This is a genomic window from Fibrobacter sp. UWOV1 (assembly GCF_900142495.1).
Lineage (GTDB): Bacteria > Fibrobacterota > Fibrobacteria > Fibrobacterales > Fibrobacteraceae > Fibrobacter.
Genome location: NZ_FRBA01000008.1, coordinates 26,609 through 53,066, shown reverse-complemented (window position 1 = coordinate 53,066; position 26,458 = coordinate 26,609). Strand labels below are relative to the sequence as shown.

At 52.6% G+C, this 26,458-nt stretch carries 30 protein-coding genes; 7 read left to right on the top strand and 23 right to left on the bottom strand.

All coding sequences use genetic code 11. The features are described 5' to 3' along the window. Positions 1-6: 6 nt before the first annotated feature. Together BUC02_RS11330 and BUC02_RS11325 are read right to left on the bottom strand one after the other, a co-directional pair. Positions 7-606: a superoxide dismutase gene (locus tag BUC02_RS11330; RefSeq protein WP_073322662.1), complete on the bottom strand. Its 600-nt coding sequence runs from the start codon at positions 604-606 to the stop codon at positions 7-9. Between the two features lie 20 nt (positions 607-626). After that, a complete protein-coding gene (locus BUC02_RS11325) occupies positions 627-1,724 on the bottom strand; it encodes an exo-beta-N-acetylmuramidase NamZ family protein (RefSeq protein ID WP_073322660.1) in 1,098 nt (365 codons plus the stop codon). A gap of 193 nt (positions 1,725-1,917) precedes the next feature. Between BUC02_RS11325 and BUC02_RS11320 the strand changes: the two genes are divergently transcribed. The 3 genes from BUC02_RS11320 to BUC02_RS11310 are packed head-to-tail and all read left to right on the top strand — an operon-like array spanning position 1,918 to position 4,371. Then, positions 1,918-2,379 carry a single-stranded DNA-binding protein gene (locus BUC02_RS11320; RefSeq protein WP_073054116.1) on the top strand — a complete coding sequence of 154 codons (462 nt, stop codon included), beginning with the start codon at positions 1,918-1,920 and terminating at the stop codon, positions 2,377-2,379. A gap of 3 nt (positions 2,380-2,382) precedes the next feature. Further along, the gene (locus BUC02_RS11315; protein ID WP_073322658.1) at positions 2,383-3,339 is read left to right on the top strand and encodes a hypothetical protein; all 957 of its coding nucleotides are present in this window, start codon (positions 2,383-2,385) and stop codon (positions 3,337-3,339) included. 9 nt (positions 3,340-3,348) lie between these two features. Next, the gene (locus BUC02_RS11310) at positions 3,349-4,371 is read left to right on the top strand and encodes an aspartate-semialdehyde dehydrogenase (protein ID WP_073322656.1); all 1,023 of its coding nucleotides are present in this window, start codon (positions 3,349-3,351) and stop codon (positions 4,369-4,371) included. Positions 4,372-4,482: 111 nt separating this feature from the next. On the opposite strand, the gene BUC02_RS11305 is transcribed toward BUC02_RS11310, so the two are convergent. The 3 genes from BUC02_RS11305 to BUC02_RS11295 all read right to left on the bottom strand — a co-directional run bounded on the left by BUC02_RS11305 (position 4,483) and on the right by BUC02_RS11295 (position 8,992). After that, on the bottom strand, positions 4,483-6,810 hold the full coding sequence (locus BUC02_RS11305; protein WP_139261128.1) for a GLUG motif-containing protein: 2,328 nt from the start codon (positions 6,808-6,810) through the stop codon (positions 4,483-4,485). Positions 6,811-6,832: 22 nt separating this feature from the next. Next, a complete protein-coding gene (locus BUC02_RS11300) occupies positions 6,833-7,951 on the bottom strand; it encodes an aminopeptidase (protein ID WP_073322652.1) in 1,119 nt (372 codons plus the stop codon). A 102-nt stretch (positions 7,952-8,053) separates the two neighbouring features. After that, positions 8,054-8,992 carry an AgmX/PglI C-terminal domain-containing protein gene (locus tag BUC02_RS11295; RefSeq protein ID WP_073322650.1) on the bottom strand — a complete coding sequence of 313 codons (939 nt, stop codon included), beginning with the start codon at positions 8,990-8,992 and terminating at the stop codon, positions 8,054-8,056. 723 nt (positions 8,993-9,715) lie between these two features. Here BUC02_RS11295 and BUC02_RS11285 point away from each other — a divergent pair. The 4 genes from BUC02_RS11285 to BUC02_RS11275 all read left to right on the top strand — a co-directional run bounded on the left by BUC02_RS11285 (position 9,716) and on the right by BUC02_RS11275 (position 11,275). Continuing rightward, a complete protein-coding gene (locus BUC02_RS11285; protein WP_073322646.1) occupies positions 9,716-10,363 on the top strand; it encodes a hypothetical protein in 648 nt (215 codons plus the stop codon). Positions 10,364-10,465: 102 nt separating this feature from the next. Then, complete coding sequence (locus BUC02_RS15910; RefSeq protein ID WP_139261127.1) at positions 10,466-10,732, top strand: hypothetical protein; 267 nt, start codon at positions 10,466-10,468, stop codon at positions 10,730-10,732. Continuing rightward, positions 10,710-10,913 carry a hypothetical protein gene (locus BUC02_RS11280; protein ID WP_073322644.1) on the top strand — a complete coding sequence of 68 codons (204 nt, stop codon included), beginning with the start codon at positions 10,710-10,712 and terminating at the stop codon, positions 10,911-10,913. The genes BUC02_RS15910 and BUC02_RS11280 overlap by 23 nt, the downstream gene beginning before the upstream one ends. An 11-nt stretch (positions 10,914-10,924) precedes the next feature. Further along, the gene (locus tag BUC02_RS11275; protein WP_073322642.1) at positions 10,925-11,275 is read left to right on the top strand and encodes a hypothetical protein; all 351 of its coding nucleotides are present in this window, start codon (positions 10,925-10,927) and stop codon (positions 11,273-11,275) included. Between the two features lie 88 nt (positions 11,276-11,363). On the opposite strand, the gene BUC02_RS11270 is transcribed toward BUC02_RS11275, so the two are convergent. The 18 genes from BUC02_RS11270 to BUC02_RS15900 form a co-directional block, all read right to left on the bottom strand. Beyond that, a complete protein-coding gene (locus BUC02_RS11270) occupies positions 11,364-11,585 on the bottom strand; it encodes a hypothetical protein (RefSeq protein WP_073322640.1) in 222 nt (73 codons plus the stop codon). Further along, positions 11,582-11,959, bottom strand: a complete 378-nt coding sequence (locus BUC02_RS11265) for a hypothetical protein (protein WP_073322638.1) — start codon at positions 11,957-11,959, stop codon at positions 11,582-11,584. The genes BUC02_RS11270 and BUC02_RS11265 overlap by 4 nt, the downstream gene beginning before the upstream one ends. 12 nt (positions 11,960-11,971) lie before the next feature. Beyond that, positions 11,972-12,484 (bottom strand): hypothetical protein, encoded by a 513-nt coding sequence (locus BUC02_RS11260; RefSeq protein ID WP_073322636.1) that lies wholly within the window; start codon positions 12,482-12,484, stop codon positions 11,972-11,974. A 35-nt stretch (positions 12,485-12,519) separates the two neighbouring features. After that, positions 12,520-12,897 carry a RusA family crossover junction endodeoxyribonuclease gene (locus BUC02_RS11255; protein ID WP_073322634.1) on the bottom strand — a complete coding sequence of 126 codons (378 nt, stop codon included), beginning with the start codon at positions 12,895-12,897 and terminating at the stop codon, positions 12,520-12,522. Positions 12,898-13,108: 211 nt separating this feature from the next. Further along, a complete protein-coding gene (locus BUC02_RS11250; RefSeq protein ID WP_073322632.1) occupies positions 13,109-13,600 on the bottom strand; it encodes a hypothetical protein in 492 nt (163 codons plus the stop codon). 93 nt (positions 13,601-13,693) lie between these two features. Continuing rightward, the gene (locus BUC02_RS11245) at positions 13,694-13,966 is read right to left on the bottom strand and encodes a hypothetical protein (RefSeq protein WP_073322630.1); all 273 of its coding nucleotides are present in this window, start codon (positions 13,964-13,966) and stop codon (positions 13,694-13,696) included. Between the two features lie 74 nt (positions 13,967-14,040). Further along, positions 14,041-15,075, bottom strand: coding sequence for a hypothetical protein (locus tag BUC02_RS11240; protein ID WP_073322628.1), 1,035 nt, complete (start codon positions 15,073-15,075; stop codon positions 14,041-14,043). 24 nt (positions 15,076-15,099) lie between these two features. After that, positions 15,100-17,703 carry a hypothetical protein gene (locus BUC02_RS16280; protein ID WP_073322626.1) on the bottom strand — a complete coding sequence of 868 codons (2,604 nt, stop codon included), beginning with the start codon at positions 17,701-17,703 and terminating at the stop codon, positions 15,100-15,102. A gap of 6 nt (positions 17,704-17,709) precedes the next feature. Further along, positions 17,710-18,894, bottom strand: a complete 1,185-nt coding sequence (locus BUC02_RS11230) for a reverse transcriptase domain-containing protein (RefSeq protein WP_139261126.1) — start codon at positions 18,892-18,894, stop codon at positions 17,710-17,712. Between the two features lie 203 nt (positions 18,895-19,097). Further along, on the bottom strand, positions 19,098-19,538 hold the full coding sequence (locus tag BUC02_RS11225) for a four helix bundle protein (RefSeq protein ID WP_073322623.1): 441 nt from the start codon (positions 19,536-19,538) through the stop codon (positions 19,098-19,100). A 69-nt stretch (positions 19,539-19,607) separates the two neighbouring features. Further along, positions 19,608-20,990 carry a hypothetical protein gene (locus BUC02_RS11220; RefSeq protein ID WP_073322621.1) on the bottom strand — a complete coding sequence of 461 codons (1,383 nt, stop codon included), beginning with the start codon at positions 20,988-20,990 and terminating at the stop codon, positions 19,608-19,610. Positions 20,991-21,009: 19 nt separating this feature from the next. Beyond that, positions 21,010-21,183: a hypothetical protein gene (locus tag BUC02_RS16275; RefSeq protein ID WP_175549850.1), complete on the bottom strand. Its 174-nt coding sequence runs from the start codon at positions 21,181-21,183 to the stop codon at positions 21,010-21,012. Positions 21,184-21,201: 18 nt separating this feature from the next. Then, on the bottom strand, positions 21,202-22,761 hold the full coding sequence (locus BUC02_RS11215; protein WP_073322619.1) for a hypothetical protein: 1,560 nt from the start codon (positions 22,759-22,761) through the stop codon (positions 21,202-21,204). Between the two features lie 12 nt (positions 22,762-22,773). Next, positions 22,774-23,307: a hypothetical protein gene (locus tag BUC02_RS11210; protein ID WP_073322617.1), complete on the bottom strand. Its 534-nt coding sequence runs from the start codon at positions 23,305-23,307 to the stop codon at positions 22,774-22,776. 3 nt (positions 23,308-23,310) lie between these two features. After that, entirely contained in the window at positions 23,311-24,243 is a 933-nt protein-coding gene (locus BUC02_RS11205) for a hypothetical protein (protein ID WP_073322615.1), read from the bottom strand. Continuing rightward, positions 24,243-25,436, bottom strand: coding sequence for a baseplate J/gp47 family protein (locus BUC02_RS11200; RefSeq protein WP_073322613.1), 1,194 nt, complete (start codon positions 25,434-25,436; stop codon positions 24,243-24,245). The genes BUC02_RS11205 and BUC02_RS11200 overlap by 1 nt, the downstream gene beginning before the upstream one ends. Continuing rightward, on the bottom strand, positions 25,423-25,794 hold the full coding sequence (locus BUC02_RS11195; RefSeq protein ID WP_073322611.1) for a contractile injection system sheath initiator: 372 nt from the start codon (positions 25,792-25,794) through the stop codon (positions 25,423-25,425). Before BUC02_RS11195 ends, BUC02_RS11200 begins: the two co-directional genes overlap by 14 nt. A 223-nt stretch (positions 25,795-26,017) precedes the next feature. Then, complete coding sequence (locus BUC02_RS15900) at positions 26,018-26,446, bottom strand: hypothetical protein (RefSeq protein ID WP_139261125.1); 429 nt, start codon at positions 26,444-26,446, stop codon at positions 26,018-26,020. Positions 26,447-26,458 lie beyond the last annotated feature (12 nt).

Below are 26,458 nucleotides of genomic sequence, written 5' to 3'. Positions count from 1 at the left end.
CTGAAATTAGCCGAGACGGTTGTTGATGACATTCCAGTCCACAATCTGCCAGAGTCCCTTAAGGTAATCGGGGCGACGGTTGCGGTAGTCAATGTAGTAGGCATGTTCCCACACATCGAACGTAAGGAGCGGCTTGAGGCCCTTGGTGAGCGGGTTCTGGGCGTTACCTTCTTGCGTAATCACAAGCTTGCCCTGTGCATCGGCAGAGAGCCATACCCAGCCGGAACCGAAGAGGCCTGCACCCTTTGTCTGGAATTCTTCCTGGAACTTTTCGAAGGAACCGAAATCGCGGGCGATGGCGTCGGCAATTTTACCCGTCGGAACGTTGCCTGCAGACGGAGCCTTGAACTGCATGAAATACATGTAGTGATTCAGGAACTGGCCTGCATTATTGAATACACCGCCTTCGGCTACTTTGACGATATCTTCGACAGTCTTGCCTTCGAAAGCGCTACCCGGAAGGGCTGCGTTCAAATTATTGAGGTAAGTCTGCAGATGCTTACCGTAGTGGAATTCAATAGTTTCCTGGCTGAGAACTGGAGCCAGGTCGCCTGCGGCATACGGGAGTGCCGGCATTTCAAATTTTCCGTTAGATTGTTGAATCATACTTTCCTCTTCTTTGATGGTTAAATGCTACTTTCAATAAATTCCTTGCGGAACGTGCCGTTACCGAGCAAAATGTCAATGGGCAACTTCTTGAATTCGTATTCGTAAGGCGGCTGTTTCCAGGCGAAATCCTTCGGATATTCGTTGAAAATGTACTGCAACAGCTTTACCGCCATATCAAAACTGCGGAACTTGTCGCGGTCGAGCACGTGAATCTGCGCTCCCCCGCAAATCTGGCCCACACCCTTGTGGAACGTGGGCTGGAAGTAATTTTCGCGGAAATACACGCCCGGGAGCTTGAGGTCATTCATGTACTTGCAAAGCTTGACGGCATCGATAAACGGGGCGCCGAAAATTTCGAACGGACGCGTGGTGCCGCGGCCTTCGCTCACGTTGGTCGCCTCGAACAGGCACATGCCGGGGTAAACGATAGCGGTATCGAGGGTCGGCATATTGGGGCTCGGCAAAATCCACGGAAGACCCGTCTGATCATACCACATCTTTTTGTCGTAACCTTCCATGCCGAGCACGTAGAGTTCGCACTTGGGGAAACGTTCTTCCTTGAACTGGACGGCCAATTCACCAATCGTCTTAGCATGGCGCGTACGGATACTGTGCAGGCCCACAAAACTCGTGTAGTCCAAATCCAGCACCGGGCCTTCTTCGTCTACGCAGTTAATGGGGTTCGGGCGATCCACCACAATCACGGGGATTCCAGCCTTTTCGCAGGCTTTCATACAAAGGAACAGCGTCCAGATAAACGTGTAGTAGCGGGCGCCCACATCCTGCAAGTCCACAAGCATCATGTCTACGTGACTGAGCATTTCGGCAGTGGGTTCGCGGTGTTCGCCATACAGGCTATAAACGGGAATGCCCAGTTCGGGGTCGGTGTAACCTTCCCATTCGATCATGTTGTCCTGGGTGTGTCCCTTGATGCCGTGCTGGGGACCGAAAAGGGCCGAAAGCTTAAAGAGTTTGCCGTCGTATTCCTTGAGCAAATCGAGGGTATAGTGCAAATCCGGGAGAACCGATGCCGGGTGCAAAACCGCGCCGAGGCGCTTGCCCTTGAGATTTGCGGGGAAAAATTTTTCAAATTGTGTAAGAGCGAGAGTTACCATAGTGATTAGTTGGCAGTTAGAAGAACTTAGTCAGCAGTGATTAAGGGTTAGGGGTTAGACTACTTTTTCAAGAAAATATAAATAAAAGGCGCCTGGCGGGGCCTGGAAACGAAAAAAAATCCAAAAATGGCACAAAGTGACAGACGGATTTTTTTATTTTTTACCCTAGAACAAAAAACAACTAGGATTAATTATGGCTTATTTGAATAAAGTGATGCTTATCGGCAATATCGGCAAGGACCCAGTCATTAGCGCAAGCGCAGCAGGTCGCAAGCGCGTATCGTTCTCCTTGGCCACCAGCCGTCGCTATCGTGATAACAATGGTGAACAGAAGGAACAGACCGACTGGCACAACATCGTGGGTTGGGGCAAAATCGCCGACACGATGGAAACGCTCGGCGTGCACAAGGGCATGACCCTCTATGTAGAAGGTTCGCTCACCAACCGCAGCTGGACCGACCAGACGACCGGCCAGAAGCGTTACAGCACCGAAGTCAACCTGGACACATTCCAGCTTTTGACGCCGCGCGGCCAGAACGGCGGCAACTTCCAGGGAGGCAACTCCTACAGCCAGTCCAACAACTTTAGCCAGGCAAGCGCCCCCTCTTACGATGCTCCAGCACCGGAAGGCGTCGACGACGATTTGCCTTTCTAAAAAATGAACCAGCAAATTGCAGATATCGCTTTGATGATGGTGCTCCCCCTGGGCATCACCTTTACAGCAATTCTCATGTCCGTTTCTGCAGAAACACGCACCAAAATCATGATGGGCGTGTTTTTGTCATTCCTGATTGTGGCAATGGATTGCATATTCTTCTTCGCGAAGAACTCGTTCATTGCCTACAACTGCGACGGCGGACTCCTGCTGTCATTCGCGAGCCTGTTTTTCTTCGCTATCATAGGCTTTATCCGCTTTGACGACCGCGCAGCGAAGGTCGGAAACATCTTTCTCGCCTTCTTTATGCTGTCGGCCTTCATGGGAATTGCCTACTGGGACCGTCCGACATTCATCCCCACTTCGGACTACACCGCCGAAGAAATCGCCGCGATGAATACCAAGTACCAGGACTACATCGCATCATTCCAAAACGGTGAAGGTGGACAGATTCTGCCCGGTTCCGACCACATGGTTCGCCATAGGATTCGCACCGGCGGTCAGGCAGGCAAAGCCGGCAGCGACGACAAGGACTTGAGCAGGCTCGACAGTTATCTGGTCGATGCAGAAACAGTCATCAAGCGCATGCAAGACATCATCAACTCCATGGATGCCTTCGGCACCCTGCCGTCCAACATTTCGGAATCAGAGCGTGAAATGCGCAGCAGCCAGGCGCTTGCCATCAACAACAATGCCATCGCGCTTAACAAAAAGGTTCTCGGGCTTTTCCACCCGCATAAATCCAGCGATGCGCACAAGGAACTGATTCAGGCAAGCGAATGCGTGCGACTCGCCGCCTACGCGCTCTACAGCTACACGCTCCAGGAAAACCCGGAGCAGCAACTGATCCAATACAGGCAGTCCAGAGACCAGATTGGCCAGATGAAAATCTACCTGAAGCGTTTCTGGAACGCCACAGAAGCTTTACAATCAAACAATCAACAACAAACCGAACAATAAAGGTTAATTATGATTCGCAACGTTGCCATCATGGGCGCCACGGGCGCCGTGGGCCAGGAAATCCTCTCCATCCTCGAAGAACGCAACTTCCCACTGCAGAGCCTGAAGCTCCTCGCTTCTGAACGCAGCGCCGGTAAGGAATTCAAGTTCAAGGGCGAAACCCTCAAGTGCGAAGTTCTGAACAAGGATTCTTTCAAGGGTGTCGACCTGGTGCTCAGCTCCGCTGGTGCCGCAATTTCCCAGGAATTTGCTCCGATCGCCGTCGAAAACGGAGCCGTGGTCGTGGACAACACCAGTTTCTTCCGCATGGATCCGGCAGTGCCGCTGGTTGTCCCGGAAGTGAACCCCGAAGACATCAAGCTCTACAAGCCTGAACTCGGCGGCAAGGGCATTATCGCTAACCCGAACTGCACGACCATCATGATGGTTGTGGTGCTCAACCCGATCGAGAAGATTTCTCACATCAAGAAAATCCACATTTCTTCTTACCAGAGTGCAAGTGGCGCAGGCGCCATCGCCATGGAAGAACTCAAGCAGCAGTACAAGGACATCCTCGAAACCGGTACGACGACGCACATCAACAAGTTCCCCTTCCAGCTCGCCTACAACGTGATTCCGCAGATCGACAAGATGACGGAAAACGACTACACGAAGGAAGAAATGAAAATGTATAACGAAACCCGCAAGATCATGCACTCTGACGTTCGCACGAGCGCCACCTGCGTGCGCGTGAGTTCGCTGCGTTCTCACTCCGAATCCGTGTGGTTCGAAACCGAACGTCCGGTTTCTGTCGAAGAAATCCGCAATGCCTTGAAGAACGCTCCGGGCGTGACCCTCAAGGACGATCCGCAGAACTACGTGTACCCGATGCCGCTCGAAAGCGCCGGCAAGGACAACGTGTTCGTAGGCCGTATCCGTAAGGACCTCGCCGACGAGAACAGCAACACGCTGTGGCTCACCGGTGACCAGATCCGCAAGGGCGCCGCCCTCAACGCCGTGCAGATTGGCGAGATTCTCGCTAAGGGTGTGTAATTCGAAAGATTGCGCGACTGCGCAACTTTCGCTTTAGCGAAAAACATTTAAAAAGCCGTCCCGATAAAGGACGGCTTTTTTTTATTTTCAATGTTTTTTTACGAACAACCGTTAGCGAAGAAGCGTCCTCGACAGAGCCTTGCCGTTCTGTTCCAGAACAATCAAAGCAACGCCTCGAGCTTCTACGGCACCACTCAAATTCACTTGATGCACGCCTTCGCTCATTTTGCCAAGCGAAACAACCTTTTGCAACACCCCCTTCAAATTATACACCTTGACGTTCGTCATTCCCGAACGGGAAAGCGTTACCATAGCTTGCAGGTTTCGGCGGTTTCCATATAGTTTAACGCCATTAGCGCCCTTCGCTACGACCATGTTGGACTTTACCTTTATAGGAGGATCGTCAACAGGAATTTCGGGAAGAACGCCCGCGGTAAACACAAGCTGCGGATACGACATCGTATCGTTCAAAGTCCAATACTTGTCGAAATCAGTCCAGTTCTTGTATAGAGACGCATTCTTCATTTCAGTAAACGCAACGCCGTCTACCGTCGAATCCGTTCCAAACCCGCAGCCATCCTTATTGTAAAGGGCATTTTTTACAGATCCGTCGTTTCCTGCCACAAAGCAGCCGGCACCATAAAGTTCAGCGCCGCTTGCAACAGTCTTTCCAGCAAAGAATACGTTTTCAATATTCTTTCTATTCGTACCGACAAATCCAGCAGGTTCAACCTTACCAGAAACCTTTCCCGTAGCATAGGCATTCAAAATGGTTCCACTGTTACTCGAAACGAAACCAGCGCCTGTGTATTCACTGGTGACATTTCCCGTAGCGTAGGCATTATTGATTTGACCTTCATTGGAACCGACAAAGCCGCCCGCCGTATACGACACATCATAACCTGTGATTTTTTCAAGAGATCCAGTCGCATAGCAATAGTAGATATTGCCCTTGTTCACGCCGACAAAGCCGCCAAAAACAGAATACGAATGCACATCACCCGTCGCATAGCAATTGAGAATTTTTCCTTTATTTACTCCCACAAAGCCGCCAGCATGCATGCCACCAACGACTTCCCCGCTTGCGAAACTATTCGAAATAATTCCGGTAGAGTCGTTTTGACCGACAAAGCCACCATAAGTATCACCGGATCCCTTATTACCGTTATTCACATGGCCCGTCGCATAGCAACTATCGATTTTGCCGCTATTGCGGAATACAAATCCTGCCAAATTGTTGAACGCATCAACATTTGCTTTCGAATACGAATTCAATATAGTGCCGGCGTTGTTCAAAGCGAAACCAGACACAAGTCTCCCAGAGAAAGAATCGGCAGAAACCGTGCCTTCCATACGGGAATTCTTGATGATACCAGCATTGTGAACGACGAAACCGCCAGAACTATCGGAATGGACATTCGTCTTGGCAAAGCCGTTTTCGATGACCCCAGTCGTATCGTTCGTTCCAACAAAACCAGCCGCACCACGGTATTCACCAAAAACCGTATCGGCATCGACACTGGAATTCTTGATGGTTCCGCTATTATACCCAACCAGGCCAGCCGAATTTTCATTCATCGAATAAATTGAACCATGAGAAACACACGAATCAATCGTTCCCGTATTATATCCGGTCACACCGCCCAGATAACGGTTTCCATGTTCAAGAATTCCATTGATTTCTGCAGAAACAATCAGGCCTTCATTGTCACCGGCAACTAAACCAAGTTTTTGTCCGTAATAAGTAGACCGCATGTCGGCATCGACTTTCACGTTACGAATAACCGATTTTGTTCCGGTATTGCTACCGACAATACCGCCGACACTTACACGATCATTAATGCCATAAACGACGCCACTAAAGTCTACATTTTGAATGATGCCGTTTTCATTAATACCCACAACACCACCCGTACTAACCGGGGCGCGCACCGTATCACGCTTGAGCTCAACATTTTCAATCAAGCCAAAATTCATTACGGCCACAGAGCCAGCTGCCCAGACAAACTTTACCGAAATAAAGCAATCGGACATTTTCAGATTCTTGACAACACCTTTAGTGCCTACAGCCATAAACATGGCCGTTGAACGAGTATCCGTCGACATCGAATAAAGATTCGATATGGTATGGTCCGCGCCGTCAAATACGCCGCCAAAATAAGACTGCTCTGTTCCATAGTACGCTATGCCTATCGGCTGGAAACCGGCGGTGGAATCGGCGGCATTCTTTTCGTTCCGGGAAGCAGACGCATCGATATCGGCAGTCAACACATAATGACCGTTCATGCTGTAGTCACCTAAACCCACAGCCTTGAGGTCCTCGTAATCGGCGACCTGCCATGGACTTTCGGCGGTTCCCGCACCAGCCATTTTACCATTTGTAGCCAAGCATGGTACAGCCAGCAAGGCCCCCAAAAAAATGGAGAGTTTTTTCACCATATTTCCTCCTTCTTATGAAAATCTATTTTCCCAGCTGGTCCGGGTTCAGGCACTTGAGTTCGTCAACCACGAACAGGCCGTCCTTGCGGATGAGCTTGTCATCGAACCAGATTTCGCCGCCACCGTATTCCGGGCGCATAATGAGCACCAAATCCCAGTGGATGGCGCTGATGTTGCCGTTCGGGGCTTCTTCGTAGCAGCGACCCGGCGTAAAGTGGATGGATCCCGCAATTTTTTCGTCGAAGAGAATGTCACACATCGGAGCGTTCACAAACGGATTGAAACCGATGGCGAATTCGCCTACGTAGCGGCCACCTTCGTCAGTATCGAAAAGGGCGTTCAGGGCCACATTGTCACCGGATTCGCAGGTGGCGTTCACAATCTTGCCGTCCTTGAATTCCAGGCGGATATTGCTGAAGTACTTGCCATCGTAAAGGGTCGGCGTATTGTAGTGTATCACGCCGTTCACGCTGTTGCGCACCGGTGCGGTATAGACTTCGCCATCGGGGATGTTCATGTTGCCGCAGCACGGAATCGCCGGAATGTCCTTGATGCTGAAGGTCAAATCGGTTCCGTTTGCCACAAGGCGCACCTTGTCGGTACGGTTCATGAGGTCCACGAGATTCTGGGCGGCCTTGGCCATCTTCGGATAGTCGGCAAGGCAAGCTTCGAAGTAGAAGTCTTCGAACGCCTCGGAACTCATCTTGGCACCCTGCGCCATGGAGGGGTTCGGCCAGCGGAGCACGCACCAACGCGTCTTATTCACGCGGTAGTTGAGAACGTCTTCGTTAATCTTGCGGTAGTTGAGCATCTGGCGGCCATCGATGTCGCAATTTTCGAGAGCGTTATCGGCGCCGCGAATGGCGATGTAGGCCTGCATCTTCTGCATTTCGGCCATAGCGAGGTCTGCCTGAAGCTGCATCTGTTCGATGGTCGCCGACTTAATCATTTCGCGACGGACACGGCCGCGGTAATTGTGCACGAATGCGTTACCGCCCACTTTAGCGACTGCCTTCACGAGTTCTGTCGTGACTTCGTCGGGTGTGTCGGTCGTTTCGATAAGGATGTTTTCGCCCTGCTTAAGTGCAATGGCATTGTTAATCAAATTTTCAGCTAGCTTTGTAACGCGAGGATCTGTCATTTCTATACTCCTATTTGCAGACTACAATATAGCAAAAGGAGATCGCCACGGCGCTACGCACCTCGCGATGACGAGAATACGTAACAACCGCAGCGAATTAACTTATTCCGAGAATGTAAACGGGATTGTCACCGTGGTATTGCCTGATTTCACCTTGCTGAATGTCCAGCGACCGACTGATTTCTTGATTTCATTGTCGAATTCGCTGTAATCCGTCGTGGACGACACCAGCGACATACTGATGATTTCGCCACCCGGAGCAATCGTGAACTTGAGCGTTACCTTTCCTTGGAACCCCGGCTTCTTTTTGAGGTATTTATTGTAGACATGCCGAAGCCCCGGAGTACGCTGGCGAACAACCTTCATGATATCTGCAGCGGAACGGGATGACGGGCCGGAGCCCCACTCAATATCCGTTTCCTTGGGAGCCTTTATATTTCCCATTGACTTAGTCGATATAGCTCCAGCAGAGCCACCGATCAAGTTCGAGATATCGTCGCCGATACCGCCGCTGCCACCGGCAAACATGCCTTGGTTAAATCCGTCTGAAATTTTTCCACGGACTTCACCAATCTTTGTCTTGCCGGTCACTTGCAAGCCATTCGTATTCTTGAGAACCTTGTCGATATCCTTGGCAAAACTTTGCCTGATCAAGTCGTAAGCGGCAGCCGAAGCATTTGCAGTTTGAGCCTCTAGCGCATGAATCACGCCACGATTGAGCGGGGCTCGAGGATTACCACGCCCTACGGGTTTCCCGCCAGTGCCAGGCCTTTTACTTTGGATATCTTTCGGTTTTCGTTCTGGTTTCTTGTCGGGCTTTTTTTCCTCCTTTTTGTCGATGATGTTCATGGTTGCTGTGATTTCGGTGGTTGGCGGATCCACAAAAATGGAATCGTCAATCAGCACCTCGTACGTCGTTGCCCAGAAGCACAGAAGAATCGCGACAAGAAGCGATACGCCTGCAATGCGCACCATCTTTTTGTCGGAATCCGGCAACAGGGACGCGATGAACGAATCCGGTGTTTGGATTACTGCTGTCATGATTTTATCCTCCCTTTAACAGGGTTTTGATGGATGTTTTAGGGTATAGGCAGGGACACTACCCTTTTGACAGGGCATTATTCTTGCCTTTGGAACAGACTCCGGAACGGGACTTTAAAAGGCAAGCCCATTACACAAAGTCAAATATGTCAGGGAAACAAAACGACAGAACAAAGGAATTAGTTTATCTGTATTTCATTCTATATCCGTTCCTTTACTCGGAATTAGAACAAGATATTTCTTTCTTCAAAATGAAAACTACAAACAAAAAAAAGAAAGGTTTCATCGCAAACGGTAAACAAATTTTCATCTGCAAAATTGTAAACTCATACAAAATAACAGACTCCGCGCCATTACTGAGATTGAACGCGAATTGAAGCTTAGGCTGCTGCCAGCTTGATTTACAAAAAACCTTTCAACTTGATTTATTCCACTATGGAATACCGATTATTCACGATAATTTTTCTACCGATTCCACGAATTTTTATCACAATCGCTAATCGCATGACTTTCGGCCAATTTTGGCCACACTCAAGATAATTAAAAAATTACCAAGATAAACGCGGATAATTCAAGTACAATGCACACATGATGCACAAAAAGCCGTACTGGAAGGCTTGATTTTGAAGGCCCCACGGCTTAAAATCTACTAAAAAACCTCTTGCATCTTCGGGAATTTTAGACTACATTTCTCTTACGTCACTCGATCCTGGAGAAATCAAGATGGCAAGACTTTTTGTCCTTTTCACCCTAATTTTCGCTTTCGGCGCATTTGCGCAGACGAAGGCTTTCAGCGTCCCGAAGACATCCACGTGCAACACGCAGGTCTCCGGCGGCCAAGACATCAACAATCCTACCGACTACGGGACGGGCCATTACTACGCCTACAAGGACGGATGCACGTCAAAGGTCATTGACGTGTCCACGGCCGAGGTCGTGTATCAGCTTGATTTGAAAGGCGTGGGAGCCAATACGGAATCGCAGTATTCCTACGTCACCCTCTACAGGAATCTAACCGATTCCGACAACTCGTGGGCAGCAATCTACACCGAGATTTCTCTTGCGACCAACCCCTACACATACACGAACGGGGTCATTGCAGGGGACAAACTGCAGATTTTGAGCAAGACGTCCACGGCATCGGCATCCCTGAACCTTGACGGATCCAACCTCTACATCGTTGTCAACGAGCCGGACAGGACGGATTTCTACATTGCGCGCAACAACGTGAGCGTCTCGGCACTGCCCAGACTTGAATTTCCCAAGCGTGAACACGCCTCCAAGGGCTTTAATTTATGGTCCGATGTGAACGCTATCGGGCAGAAGATGACGGACGGCTCTCTTTCAAGGAACATTCGGCTGTTGAGATAGAAACGTGCGGCGCCAACAATGGGGCATATGTCCGCTCGGCCGCTAGCCGTTGCGAGACAGAACGTGCGGATGTGTCCGCAACGCCGCTAGGAGTTTTACGACATGACGTTTGACGAAGAACTGAAAGATAAAATCCAAAAATCCATGGCACAGTCCTACAGGGTATTCCGCAAGGAAGTCGAACGTCTAGACTTACACGGATTTGACGAATACTTTTATCCGGCTCCAGTCATTGACAATGAACTGCCGCCGTTCTGCAAGTCCAGACATTGTACGCCACCAAGCGGCAAATGCGCTACTTGCGCTTACACTGCAATGAGCATCAACGAACGAGAAAGGTTAAACCATGGCTATACTATACACGATTGACAGCCGAACTGTCGACGAGACCGAATTCAAGGACCGCATCGGAGATACGGGCTATTACGAACTACCGCAAGGCGAAAGAACATGGACGCATATTCCAGCAGTCCACCAAATCATAATGGTCAAGACCCTGCACGGCAACGACGGCAACCTACACACGTTCCGAATCGCGATAGACACGTAAGAGGCGTGAGCATGGCTATCATTAACAAATTTGACTATTGCAAGAAAGGGGCGGAAATGCTTTCCGCAAGTATCAATTTCGACCCTTCGTACGTGAGGCGTAAAGGGTACTTTGAATTTTTATGCGTAGAACTAGCACACGCTTTTACACCAAAAATTGAAAAAGAATTTTCTGAAATAGCAACAGACAGGATTGAACATTTAATAGGTGCGTACAATATCGAATTTGGAAAAATAATCTGCAAAATACCTAAAGACGCGTTGAGTAATGTGACATCCGTGCAGGACTTTTTCAGGGCGTGCGAGTTGACGGTAATTGACTGCTGTTATGGGAAATCCTATATCGTAGACACGAAAGTTTAAAAAGCAAGTAATCATTTCGTTCTCCAGGACGAAAACAAAAAAGACGGCCTCCTTTCGGAGGTCGTCCTTTTTCGTACCTTCACCGGCACTAGGCGACACTTGCGGTAGCTTTCGCCACGCTTGCGCTGCCGTTGCCCTTCATGATCTCGGTGTAGTTCTTCAAGGCCTTCATACAGTCCTTGTAGGCATCAAGGGTCATGTGGTGCTTGATACGACCGCCGTCCTGTTCAACCATGTCGTTGAGGTCTTCAAGGTGGCGGCAGAGCACGCTTTCGGCGCGTTCCAATTCATGCTTCATCTTTTCGGTCATTCTTCAACCTCCGCGCTTTCCGCAGTTACCTGCGGCTGTTGCATCTCGGCAGAAGCGACACCCTGCATCTTCGCGACGAGGCCCTCGGCGTCACTCACATCGAAAGTGAAGTTGAGGTATGTCAGCGTCGGCACGTTGTTGAACGCCGAATCCAGCCCAGTTTTCAACATACCGATGTCAATCATGTCGTTTTCAAGCACTCCGAACATTTCAAGGTAAGGTTTCATCTTTTCCTTGATATGGTCTTTCTTGAGCTTGGCACCTGCGAGGCCGAAGAAACCGAGCCACTTGGGCAGGTCCTTCGGGACTTTCGCAAACTGCTCGGACATGAAGGCGATGAAGGTGTCAACTGCCTTGTCGTACGAAATGTGCATGGGTCACCTCCACTATGCGGCCTGTGCAGTTGTCTGCGTGGCGGGGGTGGAAGTGGTGCCGTTCTGTACCACGGGCGGAAACGGAGGCGGCATCGGAGCCACGAACGCAGGGCCGTAACCCGGATCAAGCACGTAGTTCGGAACCCTGCGAACAGAGATTTCCGACATCTGACGCTGCAGGCTCAAGATGCTGTCGCTGAGAATCTTGTCACGGAGCGGAGCCGCAGTCTCGATTGCGACAACCTTGGTTTCAAGGTTGGCCACCCTTTCGGCAAGGGCGAACGTCTTGTTGTCCGAATACTGCTGTGCCTTCAAGAGGGCAATCTCGTTGTCCTTCTGCGAAAGCTGGTAGACCGGGCTTGCGGCAGGGTTCTGGTTGCCACCGAACAGACCGCCGAGGCCACCATTGCCGCCGAGCAGGCCCGTGGCGATTGCAGTACCTACGGTACCGATGATGCCGGTAGTGAGGCCGGCAGTCCCTACGCCTTTGCTTGCGTATTCTTTTTCGTTGTCATTGTACACCATCTTATCATCTCCTTTCATCTGGTGTGTTTAAAGGCCTATCGGGTACCTCCCGAGTCGGCATTCTCTATTTCCACGGTACAGAGGGCCTTGCCCTTCTCGTACGTGTTCGTTACGCTATGGCTCACGACAACAGTCCAGCAATCATCAGCCAAGATCCCGACATCCACAAGCAAGTCGAATATACTGCTAGTACCGTTGTCGGCATCCTTACGGCGTTTTGTCGGGTGGACGAAGGAAAGCCTTACATTGACAGGACCCTCTATCCTGTCGCATCTGTAATGCGTCTTCAACCACAGGGCTGCGGCCTTGTGCCATTCGGTAAATCTCTTGTTGGGAAAAGTCCTTCCAGTCCGCGTGTCGGTAACGCGAGAATTCTTCTTGCTAGGCGTGTCGTACGGAATCTGGAATATCATGCAAAGTCCCCCTCAAGACTTCACGACAAAAGTATCTTTATGTGGCTTGATTATGGTGTCACCACCAAAACACGCCCAAAAACGCCAAATAACGGCAACTTGTTACCGTCTGTTACTGCAATTTATCGCAACCTGCGTAACGTTACGTAACAACACCACATAAAAACAATTGTCTTTATCTTGACGTTGTTTCGACGCACGGTTTTTGTTTTTATGCGGACGGCTTCTCTATCCAGAACGTAGATACGAGGTGTCGGTTGGCGTAGCACCAGTCGTCCTCCTTCGGCTCCCCGTACCACGAATCCGAAAGGCTCACTGCAAGCTGGATAACGGCGCACTTGCTCGGTCGGTACTCCGCAAGGTCACGGAGCATAGCATACAGCAATACGTTGGTGTCCTTGAAGGATAGGTCCTGGCCGTAGCCGTTGCAGTCGTGGACGAGCCAGCTCACCTTCTCGTATATGTTGCCGAGATTCGGAGCGTACCAATCCACTATCTTCGGGCCGCTACGCCCGTCAAAGGTGAACCCTGGTGCCGTCTGCACGTGCAGCGTCCCTTGGTTCGTGACTACGGAAAGGCGCACGCCTGCCTCTAGCGGATAGCGTCGACCATCGTTCTGCTTGAGGTCTATGAGCATCCTGCGTCCTTCACTGAACTCAAGTCGCTCAATCCTCAACTTTGACTTTTTCAATCGGTCCTTCATCTTTTTCCTCCCCAATCGTTCTTGTCAAAAAAAAGCCACCCAAAGAACATGAACGCGCCGAAAACGGCTACCATCGCTCCGCAACCCATAGCACTACCTCTTTGAAGCCGCACCTTCCATCTTGCCCCGAATGAACGCGACATCGGAACGGATCACGGAAAGCGCGTCACGCATGACTGACATGTCGGCATTGTAGGACTTGTGCTGTTCCTCAAGCGAAGATGTCTTCACCTCAAGGGCCGTAAGCCGTGAGTCCGTGTTGTCGCTGTCGTTGCGTTGCATCGCTGCCGTAGCCGCCGCAAGGAAAAGAGCGAGACCCGCAACAAGGGGTTGCAGGAACTTTCTCCATTTTGCCGATTCGTTCATATTCTGTCCTTCTAGATAGATTGTTTATTCCATGTTGTCGTCACTTGCTCTTTTTGTCCATCAAACACCTAGAATCAAGTCCAATTCGCCACGAACATCGGAATCCACGTAGACGATGACGTATGTCTGTAGAACGGGAGCGCACAGGCTCCCTGCGTCGTGATCGTTGTCGGTGAGCCGGCGGTTCCCTTGTTGACTACCTGCCCTGCCCTCAAGTACAGAATCGCCACGGCGTTGTCAACCGTAATGCCTGCGAGTTTCGTATCGACTACGATGTCTCCCGTATCGGACGTGCAGTCAACGATGCTGCCGCCCACTGCGATACCGCCGTTGAACTCGGCCTTGTTCTGGAAATCCGCGTGCTTGTAGAATTTGGCCCCGTTCGTTTCGGAGGCTTCAAGTACCTTGTTTCCGCTTGCGCCTACCTGCAGGGACTTCAAGCTCGCTAGTCCGTTGGACACGTTGAGGTTTGCAGGTACCGATGTACCGCCCTCATTATGGTACGTGAGGTTCAAGTCGCGCGTGATAGTCGTTGTGCCATTCAGTTCCGTAGGCCCTTCCACGATAAGGTACTGAGAGCCGTTGGTATTGGTGACGTGGAGCCCGGACGCGATTACGAGTTCCTTGGCGCTTTCGCTTCCCGTCCCTGCGGACGTACCTTCCACTTCCTTGGTGCGTACCTTGTTGTACAGCACCTCGGTCTTCTCCATTGCGGAACCCGTAGCCACGTAGCTTACGACTACGCCGTCCCTCGTGATTTCGGTAGCGGTGTCGTAGCCCTGGCTTGTGAGCGAAATCGTCATTCCGAGCATGGAAACGGACGTTTCAGTCCCGTCTGGGCTAGAACCGCCGTACTGCGAGAACTCCATGCTCTCGCCGTCAATAGTTACGACCTTGTAACCGCCGCCGACAAGGGCCTTCTTCAACTCGATTTCGGTAAGACCGCCACCGCCCATGAGCAGGTCACCGATTTCCCCGAGAGTAAAGGCCCTGTGGCGCTTGCTTCCGCTACCATGGTCTACCGGAATAATGTCGTTGATGTCCGGCGTAAAGCCTTCTGCGACAGTACGCTCGCGAATCTCGTTCAATGTCGTGATATGTTGTGCCATTTAGTTATCCTCTCTGTTAAATTTTTACGGCAGGTTCGGCATATCGTATATACGGCCGCCGGTAACCTTTATGCTGATGTTCGACACCTGCATCACTAGGTAATGTCCGTTAGATGTCGTTTGTACTGCACCGACGAATACTCTAGTGCCTCTCTGAATCGTAGCGTTCGCTCCCCTGCCGACCATGTGTACATGTCCCTGCACTTGGCCGCCAGCACCGATAAACCATATCGTTTCCTGCGCGCTTGCAAAAATGGACGATTTATCAATCGCAAAACCGTATATGAATGCATTGTTGGCAGTACACGCGGCAAACGATACTTTCATGTGCGACGGAGGATCTCCTGCACCTGCTACCGCAGTTTCGCCATATGCGATGTAATCAAAGTCTATCTCAAAGACAGCACCGGATTGGGCCAAGTTAGCACACCATCCGTAATATTTCTGTCCGCTGACGAGAGGCGCCTCGTGGCCAAGGCAAGTAAATCCGTTATATCCGTATGCAACATAGGCATCTGCACGAAGACATATCTTGCAGACATTGTTCGGCATCTGGTCAGTGCCGTTCTTCTGCATGGCCTGCATGCCCTGCGCAACCTTGTATCGTGTCGTTGCGACCTGCACCTGCGTTGCGCTCAACGTCACGTTCAAGAATCCGTTCGCATCGGCGGCTGTAGATGCACCTTCAAACGAATAGAAGCTGTCAACATACCCTGTTGTAGACGTTGTGCGAGTGACGGAATGTACGTACGCGTCCCTTATTTTCGCACCGCCGTGGTCGTTCGTGGCATTAGTAGCGGTGTCGGCATTTGCCGCATGGCCCGCGTTCGTTGCGTAGCCCACCTGCTTCGGCGTGGTAGTCCATCCGGTAGAATCAAGACGGTAGACCGCGATAGACCCGACTTCCGACGCTCCGGCGCGGTCGTCCTGTGTCTGCTCGAAGTAGAAAGCATTGACTTCTAGGTTGGCGTCGTATGTAATCAAGGTCAGCGGTATGCGGTACTCGAACCTACCGCTAGGCTGGATATTACCGCCCGTCACGAGGTAGAGTTTCTTCCCTGCGTTGTACAGGGCCTTCACGGACGAGTACGTAGCATCGCCATATACAATTAGAGCCACGTCGGCATCCGGGGCTATTGCCTGCGCCAATGCCGACCCACTCTCTGCGGCCGAAGCGTAGCCGACTGACATGCTAGACGGATTGCATTCCTTGATTTCTCCGCTTTCGTCTACGTATACCGGCTTTGACGAATCACCGACGGCAGACGTGGTAGACTCGTAAGGCACGCGCACCACCTTCATCACCTTGTCGGTTCTTGAACTCCCGTTGTCTACAAGAATCTTGAAGATGTTGAACGGGGACGATGAACCACCAGTACAAGGTTCAAGCGTAATCACGCAGTCGGTAGACGTTTGACCGCTTACGGTAAAACGATACCATTGGTTGTTCGGAATCGTAACGTTACCGAACACGTAAGGCTGTCCTCCGTAATCGTCACCTTTCAAAAGGAACGTCCCGGCCTTGAAATTTGAATTTACGATGAGGCTAACAGGCAGTTCGTCAACCTGTCCGAGCGACACCTTCTCCAGTTCTCCTGCAACCGAGGCCGAGCTTGCACTTCCGCTGATGTCGATCATGTACTTGCCGTTTGCATACGGCAACGAGTCCTGCTTGGTACTCCACCCGTGAACGACCATCTGGTTGCTTGAGTTAAGTTCCACGCCGCCGTTGGACGTGTTCAACTTGACGAGGCCGAGGACGCTCGTAGTCGCCACCTGCGTGTCGCGCACGTAGCCAGCGGAAGACACCTTCCACGAACCGCTTATAGTCCAGCGCACCTCGGATGGCGCCGTAATAATAACGCACGACTCGGAGCCTACCGTAATCGTTCCCGTGTCCGTCACGATTGCGTTGTCGCCCATCTTCGGGTTAGTGTAGGCGTTCATCTGCGCTACGGTCATGTTGCCGAGGAAACCGCCAACGTTACCGCTGACTGCCGACGAAATGGCCATGCTGACTGCCTCGCCGCTGTAGGCGTGGGTGTCGTCGTTGCCCATGCCCGAAACATCGGCGGCCTTCTTGAGGTCGTTCTCGATTGCGTCGTGGACAAAGGCCGTCGTCGCTATCTGCGTCGTGTCCGTAGAACCGCTTGCGGTAGGTGCGGCTGGGGTTCCCGTGAACGTAGGCGATGCAATCGGGGCCTTGGTATCGAGGGAGTCCTTGACGGCCTTCTGCGTCATCGGCGCGTCTGTGTTCGTGCCAGTACCGGAGTACATCTTCATGACCCTGCGGGTGGCTGTCAATTCCCCGTTCTCGTTCTGCGTAAACGTATCCACGAACGTGTTTGCGCTTCCGCTGCTTGCTGAGGGGTTGCTCTTGGCGGCCTGCTTAGTCTTGACATCTGTACCGCCGACCTTGAGCGACTGCGAGTCAAGAGAGTCAGCGGTGCGGTCTCCGAGGTTCTGTTCTGCCATAGCCTTTTCCAAGGCCACGAGGCGAGCCACCACGTCGTTGAAGGCGGCGGCGCTGACGTACCCTTCCCTCTTGATTTCGGAGGCCACGCCCAATAGCGTCTGCTCCGCGAGTTCCTTGCCGTTGATGGCCTTGTTGTCGTAAGTCTCTGACATAATCGTCTACACCACCTTCCTGCCCGCATAGCGGGAAATCAAATAGTCGTTAAAGTTCCTGACAAGGTTGAAACATTTCTTGGGCTCGTTCCATTTCACGTACTTGCCTATCCTACGCAATCCTTCCTCCCTGAATAACTCAAGGTGCCTTCTGTTGTTGTGTCCCTTGAATATCCCGCAGTACGTATTCAGAGAACACAGCATGCGGTTAAGGTCGGCCTTTCTAATCCTGCCTACACTAGCCCAATCGCGTAGCCTGCGGAATCCGCGCTTTACGGTCCCGTTGTTGGCGTACTGCCTATGGAACTTGAGTACCGTACCCAGCATCATCACGCCCTTGGAGTAGTGCTGCATGTAGAACTTACCCTCGTTGAATCGCACCTTGAGCGCCGCCAGCTTGGAGCGCAGAATCGGCATGAGAGCAAGAAACCTGGCCTTGTCCGATGTCACGACGTAGATGTCGTCAACGAACACCACGATGCGCAGGAAATCGTGGCCCTGTAGCCACTTCACGACCTCGTTTATGTAGTTCCCCATCGCGTTCTGCCAGCAGAGGAAACCTATCGCGCCGCCTACGCCTACCGGCTTGTTGAATAGGCTCTTTTCGGGAGCGATGGCAGACCAATTCGTCCTCGGGACGAAAACGTCGCAGTGTCTCGCAGGATCGGCGCGCATGCAGACCGTCATCATGTACTTGATGTCTTCCTTGTCCTCTCCATCATAGTACGTATCTATTAGGTCGAGCTGCTGCTTGAGCGCGATTTCCACGTCTGCGTTCGGGAAGTACCCCTTGATGTCTAGGTGGGCTATCCACGCGTCCTGCGTGTAGTCTGCGGTCATCTCGCGAACGTCCTCGCGGAAAGTCGCTATCGCCTTGTGCAGTCCCATGCCCTTGCGGTTGTTGAAGGTCCTGTCGCTGAAAACCTTCTCGTATATCGGGTGCAGTCTCCAGTCGAGGTAGTGGTGTACCACCCTGTTCCGCATCTCTGTGGCGAAAATCTCCCTCGGCTTGGGGGAGAACACGACGAAGGCGTAGTTGGAGCTGGCCGTGTATGTACGGCGGTTGATGTCGTCCATGAGCCGGACAAGACCCGTCTCGAAGCCAACCTCGAAACGGACGGAATCGTTGGACCTGCGCTTGTTTGCGCGGGCCATGAAATACGCTTCTGTCAAGTCTTCCAGCCTTACCATAGCCATCTCCAGCGGTAACGGGAAATCAAGTTCGCCACCGCACACGCCCGATTATTGTTGTTCAAGTTGTTGTTGTTGAAGTTGCCGTTGTTGTTCATGTACCACGCGTTATTGTTGTTATAGCGCGCAGGGACCCAACGCGAGACAACCCTACCGGAACAACCTGGGATGCACGGGATAAGGCGCACTGCCGATACTGGTATTTATGATACCGTCGCCTCCTCTTGTCTTTCGTTACCAGAGCCGCGGCCGTCGTTTGAACCCGCGGCTGCCTGAACCTTGGAAATTCCGTACTTGCGGTATTTCCCTACGCCTTCGTCGATACGCGCCACGTACTCGAAAATCGTCACGTAGTGCTTCGTCGAGATAATCTTGAGGTCACACGCCATCCGCATAAGCTCCTTGAGCCTGCCGAAGTCGAATATGAGCCTTTCGGTATATTCCACCCTCCTTTCGGGATACTGGTACGCGAAAGCGAAGTCCTCAACGCAGTCGAGGGCGAGTGACAGCATGCGATCGCCGAAGATTACGCGGTCGCGCTTCGCCATCGTGAACGAGAGCTTGTAGAGCCTCATCGCGAGCTGCTTGCAGTCCACGTAGATGCCGTTCTTGCGAGAGCCCTTTACGTTGTGAAGTTCCAGCATTTCGTGTAGTTTCCTTTGTGTAGAGGGTGCAGGGCGACGGCGCGGAGGCCGCCGCCAAGCGGAAAAAGGTTAAAGGTTTAAGAGCGCCACCGCACACGCCCGATGATAGCCGTACAAGTTGTAGTTGTAGAAGGCGCCGTTGGCGTTCATGTACCACGCGGTATTGGGGTGATAGCGCGCAGGGACCCAACGCGTCTGTTCCAGGTTTCTGGCGGTACTCCCTATCTTGACCATGGCGGAGTTCACGGGGTCGGAGCCGTCAACCTTCATCTGGCTGAATATCCCGAAGGCCTCCTCTATTCCCGGCATGTACCAATCGAGACCGGCGCCTCCGTCGGATACGCTCGCGGACACGTCGAAAGCCTTGAACACCTTCTTCTCGCTGCCGCTGATGACGGACGTGAACGTGACCGTCTTCGCCTTGTCCTGGATTTCCTTCGCCTTGCCGTAGTACACAGGCAGGGCGTCCGAGGAATACGCTCCGGCTGGAACCTTGAGCATCACGCTGTCGAGGTACTTGTCCCACGTGCCGTAGTAAGCCTTTACCGTCGGGAAGCTGTTGTTGTTCCACGCCTTCTCCGAGATAATGCCGCCGCTAGTAATTGAGTCTGTCGGTGAACCCGCGGAATCGCGGTTTGTGGAGGCCTTGTAGTAGTTGTAGAGCTGGTCCTTGTTCCATCCTGCACGCAAGTCGTGCGAGCCGTTGACACGTGCGTTCGTGGTCTTGTCGGATGTAAGTCCGAGCAGGTCCCACGTTGCGAGTGTTGCCGTAGCGCCGCTCTTTATGGGGCTCTGTCTGTGTGAGTAGTAGACGCCGCTTGACGAGTTGCCTTCCAGGAGCATGAATACGGCGTCGTTCCCCGACGCGTCATTCATCACGCATGCGGACCAGTTAGTCTGCACGGCTCCGGTCGGGTTCTGGTTGGTCGTGAGGAACGAGTTCATGGCGGTAGCCATGGCGCTGACGCTCGCCACGTTCTCTGCGGTAGGCGTGAATCCGGTCACTTCCACGTATTCGGTCGTATCGTTTGCGGTGTAAGCCTTGAAGACGATTGCCGTTCCTGCGGCGTATCCCGTAACCTTGAAGGCCCAAGCGTTGATGTACTTCGTTTCGGTCTCCGTCTTGTGGAGAATCCAGGCTTTCTGTCCCTTCCTCATGCCTACAACGCCGACGGAAGTCCACCCGCGACCTCCGCTTGCGACAGCCGTGGTAAGGTCGGTATTGTTGACCGTGCCGGTCGTGTCGATGAAGTGGAGATTGCCGCTGCCGTCAACGTACACGGCGTCGCCAACCTTGACAGCCTTCTTGGGGATTTCCACGTTCACGCCGTCGTAGTGCAGGACCCCGCTGTCGGATTCCAGCGATACGGTGCTCTTGCCGAGGGCCGAGCGTGCGGTGTCTGCCGCGTATTCGGCCGCGTCGGCGTACTTGTTGATATAGCTTCCTGCCATTGTTCAATTCTCCTTTACTTTATTCCGCGGGCGTGACAGTAAAAGCCACGTTATTGAATTTCAGACGCTTGTTGGCAACATCGATTTCGATGTCCAGAATGTCCTGCTTCTTCTTGATTTCCGATGCGGCGGATGTGAGGATAGTCTCAAGGTCCGCGCCCGTTATAGCCTTGTTGTCATAGGTCTGCGACATTTACGATTCTCCTTGTCATTATGCCGTTGCGGCTGCCCATGCGTTAGCCCAGAGGCTTGCCGCCTCCGAGGATGTCATGAACTGTACGGCTCCGTATGCGCTCGTGCTCGCGGCTGGAATGTCCACGACCTTGTTGCTGTCCGGCGTGAGTGCCGTTCCGTTCACCTTCACGCCTTGGATTGCAGAGCCCGCCTTGCCGGAGATGGCGCTCCAGCCGTTGACGGTTACGTTCTGTCCCGCTACCTTGACCTGCCCTTCGCTGTCGCCGCTTGCGACTACGATGTTGTGGGTGTGGTCTTCGCGGGCGAACTTGCCGGAGGTGCCAACAGAAGCGGAACTGCCTACCGCGCTAGGCGTAGCCGTGCCGGGGGCGATTTCGTCGCCGCCGATTTTCAGCGACTGCACGTCGAGGTTGTCGGCCGTGCGGTCGCCAAGATTCTCTTCGGTCAAGGATTCTTCCACCGCCTTGATGCGGGCGTCCAAATCGTTGAGCGATGCCGCCACAACCTCGCCCATCTCGGAAGCGCCTCCGTCAATAGCGTCGATAGCGGCACGTACAGCCTTCTCGGTCGGGTACTTGGTGTCGTCGGCGCTGGAGGCGTCACGGATTGTGGCGGTCTTGTTGTTTACGTTCTCGGTATTGTCGGTCGTGATGTTCACCGCCGAAACGATGCCGTCGGCAACCGACACCTTCACCTGCACGTTTGTGCCGTCAGAGCTGGTGGCGTTGCCGTCAAGTGCGTTAATGGCGTCACGGACGGCCTTTTCAGTTGCGGCCTTGTTGTTCTCGGATGCGACCGTGGAACCGATTGAACCTGCGAGCTGGACCACGCCAGTCTGCGAGGTCGTCGCGGAACGGATAGTCTTCTTCGTGGCGGTAATCTCGCCGTTAGTGTTCTGCTCGATGGAGTCGATGGCTTCAATTGTCGTGCCGGAGGCAGTCGGGTCGCTCTTGCTCGCCTGCTTTATCTTGTAGTTGCCTTCGGAGCTCTGCCAAATCTTAACGCTCTTGTCGTCGGACACGTAGAAGATGACTTCCTGACCATCTACTACGGTGAGGTTCCCGAGCGTGAGCGTTCCTGTGCCGGAGCCTTCCGGGTCGCTACTCGTAATCACGCGGTCGCCGTTATGCAGATTCGCCGCCGTCCACGTGTTGATGGTGGCAACGCTCTGCACGCCGCGATAGTGTCCTTCACCGGCAATCACGCTTTCGACGTATGCCTTGACCTGCGTTTTAGTGGCAAGGTTGGAGTTGGTGCCGTCGGCGATTGTACCGTCCGTCTCGTTGTACACGTTGGCGTTGAACTTCGCCTTGGTCAGCTCGCCATCCTTGACCTTGGAATTGGTCACGGCATCCGTAGCAATCTTGCTCTCGGTAACAGCACCTGTCGCGATAGTCGTAGAAAGGCCCAGCGACGGCGTAGACGAGTCGGGATCTGGCCCTCCTCCCCACGACTGCTGCGCGGTAACGTCGCCTGTCAACTTGACGGTGCGGTTCCCGTCAAAGCGTTTTGCCTCAATGTCGGCAATTACGCCGTTCTTGTCATAAACTTCACTTACACCAGGATTTGTAGGCATAGTCCATTCTCCTTATCCGAATCTCAATTGTCCGTTAAGGACCATCAGTCCCTTTCCGTCAACATATTCAACAGTTGCGATTTCTTCAACATTTACACCCAATGGGCTGCTTGTGCTTCCTTCACCGACAAGAGTCTCGTCGTGGTGCATGGTGTCTATAATCTTCGACTGCCATTCCTGCAGGCCGTCGACCCACATGATGTCGTCACCTACGTCTACGACGAGGTTTCCCGGCATCACGGTACCTGCATCCAGCATTGTCGCGGAATCGCCCTTCTTGTGCGTCGTGAGCGCGTTCACTTCTGCCACGGTGAGGTTGCCAAGCCATCCGCCTACCTCGCCAGACATAGCGTCGCTAATGCGGTCTTCTGTTTCCTGCTGCGTGTACGCTCCGACCTGGTGCGCCGTCACGTTGTGCGGGTTGTTGTGGTCGGCCTTGTGCGCTTCGAGGGCCGCACGCTCGTCGGCGTCGCCCTTCTTGACCTTTGCGATCAGCTTCTGCAACGCCTCGGTGTCAATCGGCTGTCTCGTCTGCAGTTCCGCCATACGCTACACCTCCCCTTCCGCAGGCGTGGAATCCCACAGTTCGTCAAGCGTAGCCTCGTCCATGGCCCTGCTCTTGACCGTGCCCTCGGTGTCGCTGTCGCGCACCATGTAGCTGTTGACATCGCCTCCGTCCGGCAGGTCCTTGATGCGGACGGCGTCAACGGGAGTCCCGTTCCATTCGGTCGTAATCGTTGGTATAGAGGTCACGGAAGGCCCATGCAGTACGACCATCACGGGTACGTTCTGCGGGCTTACCACGATGTTGCCGAGGTTGTCGGCAAGGAGGACGTCACGTTCAATGTTGTTGTCGTCAGCGACGAAAAGGAGCAACTTGCCGCCCCATTCGTCATCGTAGTCCACGACAAGGAGCAACGGGTCCTCGTCATCATCGGCCACGTTGAGCGCGGCTCCCGGAAGCCCGAGACAACCGCAAGGGGCGAGTTTCTTTACCTGCGCGAGCGAAAGCTGTACTGTGCCAGGCTCCTTTATGAGTTCATCGTCGTCTTCCCCGTTATGTTCGTAGACGGGTCCGTCATATACGAAGAACGTGCAGTCGGACTCGTCCATGTATTGCGGCTCCGTGTCGCTTGAAAGTATTGACGAGTTGTAAATCACGTTGTTCGGCGTGCCGGCATTGTCTTCCGAAACGGCAACGAGGAACCTCTCGTACAGGGCTTCGTCTGTTTCACCCTGCTTTCTGTACACGTTCTTCAACGATGCCACGAAATCAAGCAATGCACCGCTAGGACGTTCGCCCTTTACACGGCACTTGAAATCAAGAATCGGGGCGAGTTTCCATATCTCGCCCTCTATGTCGCTATACTCGTCTATGACGGCCTTTAGTATAGCCTTCAAATTGGACGCGTCCCTGTACTGCTCCAATATGAAATCGGAGACGGTCTCTGTCCAATGGTCTGTAATTTCTGTCAAGGCCATCAGCTATCCTTCCAGACCTGAACGTCCACAAGCCGTGCCTCGTCTTGGGGGCCTACGGCTATTTCATCGGTAGTGTATTCCGATGCGGACGGCCTTTCGGTCGTAGCGGTAAGGCAAACCTTTATCACGGCATCCTTGATGCCCGGAACCTTGAAAATAGGGGTGTAGAAACGCTTCGGCAGCACATCCTTGCCTGGCGAGAATTCGGTAGCGGCCCAAGCCTCCACCTCGCGCCTTATAGCCGTAACGAAATCAGTAGGAAGCGATTCCTCGGCGTATTGCGTCAAGGTTATGTCCACCCACAGGTACTTGCTGACGGGACGCGAGAAATACATCGTATGCTTGAGGTGTAGGGGCGTGTTGTCAACCGCATCACCGCTGACGTTGCCATACGGCCTTATGCCTGCGGGCTTGCAGTTCCATACGGCCTGTGCGATGACATCGTTGTCCCCGATTCCGTTCTTTATCACGAACTCGAAGCGGTGTGCAGGGATTCCGTTCTGCGCGGTGTCCTCGTCGTTTACCTGCAACGAGAAATTGCCCTCGCCTATCACGCTTGCCATGTACGCATACATCTTGTCGTAGGTTGCCAGGCCGCTACCTGCGTACTTTTTCTGTCTCTCTCGGAAATCGGCATCGGTTTCGGTATCTCGGCCGGAACCTCCTGCATTTGCGGCGACAACCTTGCAAGTCACTCCCTGCGGAGTGCTGGACAGCATCTTCCAATCGCCCACGTATATTTCAACGTAGCCTATTGATAGAGCCTTGCACGGACCCGTCGCAGATCCGTTGCTGTCAATCGTGAGCGTTTCCTGCAGTTCAAAGTCACAAGGCGCCCCGTCATAGCGCACCATCGTGCCTTCGGGCACTTCAGTACCGGGGTCCCCTTCAAACGTCACGTTTGCCGTGGAATAGGTGGCCTTGAGGCGTTCCATGGCCTTGTAGTCGCCTAGTATGTCAAGCCATACCCCACTCGCCTTCTCGGAGTCGAAGTTGGCAATTACTGCTTCAAGCAGTTGTGCGATGCTGGTGATGGTCTTGCACTCAAGGTCAATATGGTGGCCGTCAACAGAAGTAGGAGAAAGGTCAATAGTCTCACCGAACGTGGCGACCCATTGCTCACGCAGTTCCTTCTTCAACTCTTGGAAACTCTTAAGGGATATACCCAAGTCTGTAATCTCAAACGCGGCCATTGATTTCGTCCTCTATAACAGAGCCGTCTTCTAGGACGACCGTGTACTCAAATTTCGTATTGCGGCCATCTACCCTTACGGATATGTCCTTGACGGACTTTACGCCGCTGACGAGCATGATCTTCTCGCGAATCTCGGCCTTTGCCGCATCCACGGCAAGTACGTCCACACCGAGAACCTTGTCGTACCATTCCACGCCAGCTTCCCTTGCGGTAAAGCACTCTCCTACGAATGTCTGCAGGTAACTCTTGATTTTTTGGGCGGTAGAATCGGCAAAACCGACAGTACGGGCTACACACCTATTGACGGAATCGTAATAGATGTCGTTATTTTCCCTGTCTAGACTGCGCTCGTTCACGTCTACAAGATAAATTAAGGACCAAGTGCATATGCAACTCGGTCAAAACATGACAAAATTTGTCATAATATGGAGTCAACTCCAAAAATTTTTCTTTGAGAAATCGCGTTTGTAGGGCTTGATTTTATTGGGGTTGTAATGGTATTGGGTGGTTTTAAAGAAATTGTTTGCGATGCCCAAAAAACACGAAAAATGGGGTTTGCGTTTTTTGGGGTGGTTGTGATTATGGAGTAGGTGGAGCCATAGGCCCGTCAGTAGCGGATGCAGTTCCAGGCGGCACACCGATAAAGGCGTGCATATGGACATCGTACGAGCGGCCCAATTCCGTAAGATTGTAGTTTGAATCGTTGACCTCGCCTTCCACGTCAAGGTCGCCACCGATTTTTACCTTCTTGCCGGACTTTGGATTTAGGTCTATGGAGCCGTCCGAGTTGAATTTCAGCGACTGGCCGTACTTTGACTCTACAAGTACAGTACCGTCCACTCCAAGCGAGATCCTGCTAGCCTTGCCACTATCCCTGTCAGTACGGAACAGCGGTACCGCTACGAGGTCGTTGAGCATATTGCCGTACGGGCTTTTCGGTATTACGGCATCGTCCGAAGACGAACCGAGCCATTCACGCGCATGGCGTGACAGCCCTACGAGCAACACTTGGGAACCCTT